The organism is Actinosynnema sp. NPDC023658 (genome assembly GCF_040639995.1).
GTDB lineage: Bacteria > Actinomycetota > Actinomycetes > Mycobacteriales > Pseudonocardiaceae > Actinosynnema.
In genome coordinates this window covers 1-5,661 of record NZ_JBFAAX010000376.1, presented here as the reverse complement: position 1 = coordinate 5,661, position 5,661 = coordinate 1, and the positions used below count along the sequence as shown (strand labels likewise).

7 protein-coding genes and 1 pseudogene are annotated in these 5,661 nt (G+C 73.0%); 5 read left to right on the top strand and 3 right to left on the bottom strand.

The window, feature by feature from the left end:
- Nucleotides 1–368: pseudogene (locus tag AB0G02_RS26820) on the bottom strand (hypothetical protein); the annotation flags it as partial.
- A 116-nt stretch (nt 369–484) separates the two neighbouring features.
- On the opposite strand from AB0G02_RS26820, the gene AB0G02_RS26815 reads away from it, so the two are divergent.
- Both AB0G02_RS26815 and AB0G02_RS26810 read left to right on the top strand, forming a co-directional pair.
- The gene (locus AB0G02_RS26815; protein ID WP_360798788.1) at nt 485–829 is read left to right on the top strand and encodes a metalloregulator ArsR/SmtB family transcription factor; all 345 of its coding nucleotides are present in this window, start codon (nt 485–487) and stop codon (nt 827–829) included.
- A complete protein-coding gene (locus AB0G02_RS26810) occupies nt 826–1,443 on the top strand; it encodes an SRPBCC domain-containing protein (RefSeq protein ID WP_360798782.1) in 618 nt (205 codons plus the stop codon). The genes AB0G02_RS26815 and AB0G02_RS26810 overlap by 4 nt, the downstream gene beginning before the upstream one ends.
- A 3-nt stretch (nt 1,444–1,446) precedes the next feature.
- On the opposite strand, the gene AB0G02_RS26805 is transcribed toward AB0G02_RS26810, so the two are convergent.
- Nucleotides 1,447–1,587 (bottom strand): hypothetical protein, encoded by a 141-nt coding sequence (locus AB0G02_RS26805; RefSeq protein WP_360798779.1) that lies wholly within the window; start codon nt 1,585–1,587, stop codon nt 1,447–1,449.
- Nucleotides 1,584–1,967, bottom strand: coding sequence for a hypothetical protein (locus tag AB0G02_RS26800; RefSeq protein WP_360798776.1), 384 nt, complete (start codon nt 1,965–1,967; stop codon nt 1,584–1,586). The genes AB0G02_RS26805 and AB0G02_RS26800 overlap by 4 nt, the downstream gene beginning before the upstream one ends.
- A 105-nt stretch (nt 1,968–2,072) precedes the next feature.
- Between AB0G02_RS26800 and AB0G02_RS26795 the strand changes: the two genes are divergently transcribed.
- The 3 genes from AB0G02_RS26795 (at nt 2,073) to AB0G02_RS26785 (ending at nt 5,562) form a co-directional block, all read left to right on the top strand.
- On the top strand, nt 2,073–2,390 hold the full coding sequence (locus AB0G02_RS26795) for a DUF3140 domain-containing protein (RefSeq protein WP_360798773.1): 318 nt from the start codon (nt 2,073–2,075) through the stop codon (nt 2,388–2,390).
- 77 nt (nt 2,391–2,467) lie between these two features.
- Entirely contained in the window at nt 2,468–3,184 is a 717-nt protein-coding gene (locus tag AB0G02_RS26790) for a beta-phosphoglucomutase family hydrolase (protein ID WP_360798770.1), read from the top strand.
- A 23-nt stretch (nt 3,185–3,207) separates the two neighbouring features.
- Nucleotides 3,208–5,562: a glycosyl hydrolase family 65 protein gene (locus AB0G02_RS26785; RefSeq protein WP_360798785.1), complete on the top strand. Its 2,355-nt coding sequence runs from the start codon at nt 3,208–3,210 to the stop codon at nt 5,560–5,562.
- Nucleotides 5,563–5,661: the final 99 nt, after the last annotated feature.

Below are 5,661 nucleotides of genomic sequence, written 5' to 3'. Positions count from 1 at the left end.
GGTCTGGTGCGCCGGTTGATCCGCCACCAGGCGCCCAGCGTCATGCCCGCCACCGGGGGGCGCGCTCGGCGCGCGCCCCCCTGCCACCACGACCTCAGTCGCGCACGGAGGAAGTCGTGCGCTACCTGGTCGCGGCTCCTCGGGCTGCCCTGCCTCGTGCCGTCAGGCCTGCGGTCGACCGCCGCGAGCAGGGCATCGACGCTCCACCCCTCGGCGAACCAGGGCTCGACGACCCGGCGCACGGCGGCGCGGTGGGCATCGGGCCAGGTCGCACGGAGGCAGAGCGCCTCGACCGCCGTGTCGATCTCGGCGTCGGTCTCGGGGATGACACGGCCGGGCCACTGACGGGGATCGAGTCGAACACGCATCGCATGGCTCCCTTCGAACGCGTACCGAACATCCGTTCGAGATAGTGCCACCGACCACCGACAATTCCGGTGCCTTAGATTTGACTTATATAAGCTGTGGCTGAAAGATGCTGGTCGTGCACGCGTTCGACGTACTCGGTGACCCGGTCCGCCGCCGCATCCTGGAGCTGCTCGCAGACGGCGAGCAGAGCTCCGGCGCGGTCACGGAGGTGGTCGGCCGGGAGTTCGGCATCTCGCAGCCCGCCGTCTCCCAGCACCTGCGGGTGCTGCGCGAGAACGGCTTCGCCCGGGTCCGCGCGGAGGGCACCCGCCGCCTCTACGCGGTGGACGACCAGGGGCTGCGCGAGGTGGACGAGTGGCTCGACCGGTTCCGCCGGTTCTGGAGCGGACACCTCGACGCGCTGGCCACCGAACTCGCGCGCGGCAAGCGCGAGAGGCGACTCAAGGAGGAACAAGAGTGATCGACTTCGCCGAGCACCTCAAGTCCGTCCACCGCGCGGTGCGCGCGGGCGCGGACGACACCGTCGGCGTGGTGCTCCGCCGCACGTACGACGCGGCGGCGGCGGACGTGTGGGACGCGCTGACCGACCCGGACCGGCTCCGGCGCTGGTTCATGCCGGTCAGCGGCGACCTGCGCGAGGGCGGGAGCTTCCAGGTCGAGGGCAACGCGAGCGGCGAGGTGCTGACCTGCGCGCCGCCGGAGCTGCTGCGGGTCACCTACGGGGGCGAGACCAGCATCGTCGAGCTGCGCCTCTCCCCGGAGAGCGACGAGCGGACGACGGTCGAGCTGGAGCACACCGTGCCCAGGGCGATCGCGGGCAGCGGCGCGGGCGCGCTGTACGTCGGGCCCGGGTGGGACGGCGCGCTGCTCGGTCTGGCCCTGTTCCTGGCGGGCGACGTCGAGGAGGGCACCGACCTCGTCGCCGCCGCCAACGCGCCGGAGACCCAGGAGTTCAACCTGGGCTGCATCGACGCGTGGGCGACGGCGGTCGAGGAGTCGGGCACCGCGACGGCGGAGGAGCTGCGGGCCGCGGTGGAGGTGGCGAAGGCCCAGTACGCGCCGGGCCTCATCTGAGGGCTACGGCTCCAGGACCTCGGCTTCGACCTCGTCCAGCGTCGCCTCGATCCCGTCGAAGCCGGGGTCCGCGGGTGCCGCGTCGTCGGCACGGCACCCCACCACCGCGAACAGCAGCACGACGACCGCGATCAGCGCCCTCACTTGACGCCGCAGTGCTCGGCCTGGAACTTGTCCACCCGGCGCTGCGCGTCACCGAGCTTGGTCACCTTCTCGCCGCGGCGCTCCAGCCGCTGCTCCAGGCGTTCGACCCGCTTGGTGTTGCCCGCGTCGCGCGCCTTCTGCGCCTGGGCCTGGAGCCAGGCCGTCGACCCGGGCACCTCGGGACCGCCGTTGATGCGGGTGTTCAGCCGCGTGATGCGCTCCTCGATCTTCGGCGCGCGCTCCTCGCACAGCTTCTTCACCCGCTCCGGGCTGATCGTGATCGGCGCGTAGGTGCTGTCCTGGGCGACCGCGACACCGACCGGCGTGAACCCGATCGCGGCGGTCGCGGCGACGACGACGAGGCGTGTCCATGTCTTCATGACCACCACCATGGCCCGTCACGGTGTGGCGCACGTCCGGTGAATGTTCGGGTTCGGCAAAGGACGCCCGTTTCGCCCGGTGAGGAGGCGGCAACCCTCTCCCCCGTGACCGACAGCCTGTGGGACGAGTTCCACCGCGCGGTGAACATGACCTCGCACGAGCTGGAGGACTGGCTGCGCGCCCGCTCGGCGGACGAGGACGACGAGGCCCTGTCCGACCAGGCGGGGACGCCCACCGGTCAGGACGTGCTGCGGGTGCTGCGCAAGCGGCGGACCGACCTGACCACCGAGGACGTCAAGGTGATGCGCGGGGTCGTGGAGCGGGTGCGCGCGCAGCGGCGCGACGACCTGCCGACGGCGGACGAGGCGCACCGGAGGCACCGTCTCATGTCGATCGGCCACGACCCGCTCAAGCCCGCCTGAGCACCGCCCGACCGCGCCCCCGGCCGCTTCGCCGCGCCAACGGGTACCCGCGGCCGGGACGGGGTAGACAACGGGGCATGGCCCTGGGACTGCCCGACGCGATCACCGCCTGTCTCTTCGACCTCGACGGCGTGCTGACGAGCACGGCCGTGCTGCACCGCCGCGCCTGGCGGCGCACCTTCGACGACTTCCTGCGCCCGCGCGGGGAACAGCCGTTCGCGGAATCGGACTACCTCCGGTTCGTGGACGGCCGGCCGCGCTACGACGGGGTGCGGGAGTTCCTCGCCTCGCGCGGCATCACGCTGCCCGAGGGCGAGCCGGACGACCCACCCGACCGCGACACCGTGCACGGCGTCGGCAACCGCAAGAACGACCTGCTGGAGGCGATCATCCGACACGAGGGCGTGACCCCCTACCCCGGGACGGTGTCGTACCTGCGCGCGGTGGAGGAGACCGGACTGGGCATCGGCGTGGTGACGTCGTCCGCGAACGCCCGCAAGGTCCTCGAAGCGGCCGGCCTCAGCCGGTTCGTGCAGGGCCTGGTGGACGGCGTGGTGATCCTCCGCGACGGGCTCAAGGGCAAGCCCGCGCCGGACTCGTTCCTGGCGGGCGCGCGGCTGCTCGGCGTGAGCCCGGAGCACGCCGCCGTGTTCGAGGACGCGCTGGCGGGGGTGGAGGCCGGTCGCGCCGGCGGGTTCGGGCACGTCGTGGGCGTCGACCGGACCGGCCAGCGGGACGCGCTGAAGGCGCACGGCGCGGACGTCGTCGTCGACGACCTCGCGGAGCTGCTGTGACCGGTTGGGAGATCCACCCCTGGATGGTGCGCTGGGACGGCCTCGCGGTGGACCAGCTGCGCCGCACCGAGTCGGTGTTCGCCCTGTCCAACGGGCACATCGGCCTGCGCGGCACGTTGGACGAGGGCGAGCCGCGCGGCCTGCCCGGCACCTACCTCAACGGCTTCTACGAGGAGCACGCGCTGCCGTACGGCGAGTCCGGCTACGGCTACCCCGAGGCCGGGCAGACGGTCGTCAACGTCACCGACGGCAAGGTGATCCGCCTGCTGGTGGAGGACGAGCCGCTGGACATGCGCTACGGCCGCGCCCACGTGCACCAGCGCGAGCTGGACTTCCGCACCGGGACGCTGCGCCGCTGCACGGAGTGGGAGTCACCGACCGGTCGCCGGGTGACGGTGCGCAGCGAGCGGCTGGTGTCGCTGACCCAGCGGGCCGTGGCGGCGATCCTCTACGAGGTCGAGCCGAGCGAGGACGTGCAGCTGGTCGTCCAGTCGGACCTGCTGGCCAACGAGCCGGTGGAGAACGAGGGCGACGACCCGCGGGTGGCGGCGGCGTTGAACGAGCCGCTGGTGTCGGACTTCGCGCACGCGGAGGAGTACCGGGCGGTGCTGGCGCACCACGCGCGCAACTCCGGGCTGCGGATGGCCGCCGCGATGGATCACGAGCTGGAGGTCCAGGACGGCGTGCGCACCGAGATCCGCGCCGAGGGCGACCTGGCCCGCTTCACCGCCGCCGTGGACGTGCCGGCGGGCGGGAAGCTGCGCCTGGTCAAGTACCTGGGGTACGGCTGGTCGGCCCAGCGGTCGGTGCCCGCGCTGCGGGCGCAGGTCGAGGCGGCGCTGGCGGGCGCGCGGCAGACCGGCTGGGAGGGCCTGCTGGCCGAGCAGCGGCGGTTCCTGGACGACTTCTGGGAGGCCTCCGACATCGAGCTGCACGGCGACGACGAGCTCCAGCAGGCGCTGCGGTTCGCGCTGTTCCACATCATGCAGGCCGCGGTGCGCGGTGAGACGCGGGCGATCCCGGGCAAGGGGCTGACCGGGCCGGGGTACGACGGGCACGCGTTCTGGGACACCGAGATGTTCGTGCTGCCCGTGCTGGCCTACACGGTGCCGGAGGCGGCGCGGGACGCGTTGCGGTGGCGGCACTCGACGTTGGGCAAGGCGCGGGAGCGGGCCGAGGTGCTGGGTCAGCGCGGCGCGGCGTTCCCGTGGCGGTCGATCAGCGGCGCCGAGTGCTCGGCGTACTGGCCCGCCAGCACGGCCGCGTTCCACGTCAACGGCGACGTGGCGCACGCCGTGGCGCAGTACGTCAACGCCACCGGCGACCACGCGTTCGAACGGGAGTGCGGCGCGGAGATCCTGGTGGAGACGGCGCGGCTGTGGACGTCGCTGGGGCACCACGACCAGCACGGCGGGTTCCGCATCGACGGCGTGACCGGGCCGGACGAGTACTCGGCCGTGGTGGACAACAACACCTACACCAACCTCATCGCGCAGAAGAACCTGCGCGGCGCGGCGGAGGCGTGCGAGCGGCACCCGGACGTGGCCGAACGGCTGGACGTGACCGCCGAGGAGCTGCGGGAGTGGCGGAAGGCGGCGGACGGGATGCGGGTCCCGTTCGACGAGCTGCTCGACGTGCACCAGCAGAACGAGGGGTTCACCTCGCACGCGGAGTGGGACTTCGAGGGCACCGACCCCGACGAGTACCCGCTGCTGCTCAACCGGCCGTACTTCGACCTGTACCGCAAGCAGGTGGTCAAGCAGGCCGACCTGGTGCTGGCCATGCACGTGCGGGGTGACGCGTTCACGCCCGCGCAGAAGGCCCGGAACTTCGCCTACTACGAGCGGCGGACGGTGCGCGACTCGTCGTTGTCGGCGGCCACGCAGGCGGTGCTGGCGGCCGAGGTGGGCGCGTTGGAGCTGGCCTACGACTACCTGGCCGAGGCGGCGTTCACCGACCTGCACGACCTGCACCGCAACGTCCACAACGGACTGCACATGGCGTCGCTCGCGGGTGCGTGGATGGCGCTGGTGGCCGGGTTCGGCGGGATGCGCGACCACGACGGCGAGCTCGCGTTCGCGCCTCGCCTGCCACCGGGGCTGACCAGGATGGCGTTCCGCATGTCGTTCCGCGGCGCGCGGTTCGCGGTGGAGGTGGACGAGGGGTCGGCCACGTACCGGATCGTGGCGGGGGACGCCTTGCGCACGAGCCACCACGGCGAGCCCGTCGTGGTGGAGCCGGGCAAGCCGGTCACGATGTCCGTCCCGGCCGCACCGGAACCGCCTGACCTGCGTCAACCGCCGAACCGCGAGCCCGCGCGGCGGGTGCCGCCGGGACCGGGTGCGTCGGCCGGCTCCACGGCGTACTTCGCGCTGTGACCGCCGAGCGCGCCGGGCTCCCCGGTGCCCCGGCGGCTCGGGCCCGTCCGACCGGCTGCGCGATGGCCGTACCCCGGCTCGCCCGACCGGCGGTGCGAC

What these genes read in the sequence shown, in the direction of transcription:
- AB0G02_RS26800 (WP_360798776.1), bottom strand. Translation starts at nt 1,967, where the DNA reads ATGAAGACATGGACACGCCTCGTCGTCGTCGCCGCGACCGCCGCGATC.
- AB0G02_RS26790 (WP_360798770.1), top strand. Translation starts at nt 2,468, where the DNA reads ATGGCCCTGGGACTGCCCGACGCGATCACCGCCTGTCTCTTCGACCTC.
- AB0G02_RS26785 (WP_360798785.1), top strand. Translation starts at nt 3,208, where the DNA reads ATGGTGCGCTGGGACGGCCTCGCGGTGGACCAGCTGCGCCGCACCGAG.